The sequence below is a fragment of the Candidatus Darwinibacter acetoxidans genome (assembly GCF_041936445.1).
Classification (GTDB): Bacteria; Bacillota; Limnochordia; order Darwinibacteriales; family Darwinibacteriaceae; genus DTU010.
On sequence record NZ_JBHGXH010000118.1, the window covers coordinates 1 to 2,076 of the forward strand.

At 56.9% G+C, this 2,076-nt stretch carries 4 protein-coding genes; all 4 read right to left on the reverse strand.

Annotation, left to right across the window (positions count from 1 at the left end):
- Positions 1–200 (reverse strand): AAA family ATPase (locus ACE4YL_RS04270; protein ID WP_461369273.1); only part of this gene is annotated, 200 nt, incomplete at its 3' end.
- Positions 201–228: 28 nt separating this feature from the next.
- Entirely contained in the window at positions 229–1,278 is a 1,050-nt protein-coding gene (locus tag ACE4YL_RS04275; protein WP_461369274.1) for a PD-(D/E)XK nuclease family protein, read from the reverse strand.
- Positions 1,278–1,646 (reverse strand): hypothetical protein, encoded by a 369-nt coding sequence (locus tag ACE4YL_RS04280; protein ID WP_461369275.1) that lies wholly within the window; start codon positions 1,644–1,646, stop codon positions 1,278–1,280. The genes ACE4YL_RS04275 and ACE4YL_RS04280 overlap by 1 nt, the downstream gene beginning before the upstream one ends.
- Before the next feature lie 96 nt (positions 1,647–1,742).
- Positions 1,743–2,076: 3D domain-containing protein (locus ACE4YL_RS04285; RefSeq protein WP_461369276.1), on the reverse strand; the 334-nt coding region annotated here is incomplete at its 5' end.

The window sequence follows — 2,076 nt, forward strand, 5'->3', positions numbered from 1 at the left end:
TTGGCGATCTTCCAGAAGATGTCCTCCAGGGCCTTGGTGGAGGGGATATCCTCCGCCATGATGTCGCCCCGGTGGGCGACGGTCATCAGGCCGCCCTCAATACTTAGAAAGAGGACGTCCCGCATGGCCGGATGGTCCTGGGCCGTGGCAGCTAGATAAGTCTTGCCGGCGCCCTGCGGGCCGTAGACTAAAATTTTCATACGACCAGCCACCTTCTCAGGGGTGACCTTATAAGACATTCTCTTCATCCTCCTTTTCCTGGGATTTGTCCACCATGCCGGCACGTGGCCGGTAGTGGGTCTCCCTAATGTACTCAGCATCCTCGCCGGCGAGTTCGGCAAGACAGAGCTGCCGATAAGCACAGCCGTTGCAGGTGCGGTGCCCAAGATTCCGGACCACGATCTTGGTGGACCGTCGGATCTCCCGGGCAGTGGGCTCAATGACCTCCTTCCAGACCCGGCGCACCGTGTCCAGGGTCCTATACTCCTTGGCAGGCCGGAAGAACTCAACAGTAGAGAGTTTCTCTGCCATGTCCAAATAATCGTCCGGGTTCAGGCCGGCCTCCAGCAGGGCGGCCTTATAAGTCTCCCAATCCGTCTTAATGAGAGCCCGGCTCATGGTGCCGTCCTTGTTAAGCTTCGGCTTTGCCGGAGGCTTGTTCGAAATCTGGAAGGTGATAGTACCAACAGGAGGCTTACGCAGGATCCGAAAGATGGCGTACTGGTAGGCAGCGTTCTGAAGATTGACCTCCTCCACCTCATAAGGCTGGAAGGATCCCCGGACCTTCCAGTCCACCAACCAGATCTGGTCGGTAGGCTTGTGCCGTCCCACCCAGTCAATGTACCCGTGAAACCCGCCCCAGCCTTTGAGCGGAACGGTGAAATGGTACTCGATCATAGGGATGCCAGCCGGATCCGTGACAGTCTCCCACTCATCGATGGGCAGCTTACGAAGGGTGCGGATGGCGATCCGCTCGGCATCAGCCGCCACTTGGCGGATGGCTTCGATCTCCTCCTCAAAGAGATCGCCCCGAGCCAACTCCCGCTCCCTCCAAGATTCCACCCCTTTCCGCACACAGTCCTCCACCGACTTCCAGCCGTAGTAGTACTCCCGGAGCGCCGTCGCCAACCCCATGTGAACCGCCGACCCCAGGGACAGCGGCCGAGCATCCACCCGCGGCGCCAGATTTTCCTGGTAGATATATCGCCATCCCTGGCGGCATCGCAGGTAAGTGGAGATCTGACTGAAGGAGAGGAGAGGCTTAGTCGTCACCCGCATCACCGGTACCCCCTCCCTATTGGCCGCCATACAAGCACGGTCCACACCTCCGATGTTTTGACCAAGCCGTTGCACCCAATGACTCTTCCGGCCTCGTCCCGGATCGCCTCACCAGGGACGAGGACGTCATCTCGATCACCACACGCCTGGGCGGCTAGGGCTGAGACAATGTACACAGTGCCGTCGCTTGGTTCGGGCAACCCCTCCAGCCGCCCGAACTTTGTGGCGTAGACGGTGATTCCGTCCACTTCCCCAACAACTACTCGCTCCGCCGACCGCCGGGCAACTGTGCCCGACGGCGGCAGCTCCAGAAACGTCCCGTCTGCTTTCCGCACATTCAATGCGTGCGGAGTAAGGTTTACAAACATTTTCCCTCCTCCTCTTTCATTTCCTTATTTTTATTATAACACATCAGATGGCTGTTTGTCAAGTATTTACTTGCTAGTCACTAAAATGGTGGCAAATTACTCCGGTCTGTCTACCTCCTGTAAAATTTTTATAGTTACTCGTTTTCTGCCCCACTCCAAGGCTTGCTGATGTGATGGGAAATAAACATCAATTATTTTGCCTTTAATTGCTCCCCCGGTGTCCAGGGCCTCGGCCTCCCCATACCCCTCAACCCATATCTTTGTGCCAAGGGGTATGACATTCGGGTCCACCGCTATCACTCCAGGCCGTACCTTTTCCCCACTGGCCGTAATACCGTATGCCGGATGATCAGGGGTCTTACCTGTGCATATTTTGCAAGCGCAGTAAGCGGTGGCCTCTACCGTCATAGTTCTGCTAGTGGTACCCCTT

Excerpts from the sequence above, each read along its gene's own strand:
- ACE4YL_RS04275 (WP_461369274.1), bottom strand. The coding sequence starts at position 1,278 with ATGCGGGTGACGACTAAGCCTCTCCTCTCCTTCAGTCAGATCTCCACT.
- ACE4YL_RS04280 (WP_461369275.1), bottom strand. The coding sequence starts at position 1,646 with ATGTTTGTAAACCTTACTCCGCACGCATTGAATGTGCGGAAAGCAGAC.